At 47.4% G+C, this 359-nt stretch carries 1 protein-coding gene; it reads right to left on the bottom strand.

What is annotated here, in order from left to right:
• A partial coding sequence (locus A3762_RS27190; RefSeq protein WP_197469062.1) for a hypothetical protein occupies positions 1–359 on the bottom strand: 359 nt, incomplete at both ends.

The raw sequence follows: 359 nt of genomic DNA, 5'->3' as shown, positions 1-359 counted from the left end.
AGATCTTGACCTTCTGTGGCATCGAAGTCTCCCGTAATATCGCTGCTATCAGGCAAGGCATTCGAGTTTTCATCACCATAATCAACGGTAGTGGCTGTCAAAGTTACTTCGAAGGTACCGTGCCAGTTTTCAGGTGGGTCGATCGAGATATTCGAGATATCCCAATCATTAATCAAGATCAGCTGTCCTTCTTCGGTGATCGTCACCGAATGTTCACCATCACTAATCGTGAAGCCCAATGGGTAACCCGTCATCACCAAGCTTGTGAGTGATTCCGAGGCATCGAGTAAATCGACACTCAAGCTCAAGAAGCCGGTCTCATCCTCGTTCATCACAATCGGGCCATCTTGACTCTTAGT

Source organism: Oleiphilus sp. HI0125 (assembly GCF_001635355.1).
This window is presented reverse-complemented; position numbering and strand designations above follow the sequence as displayed.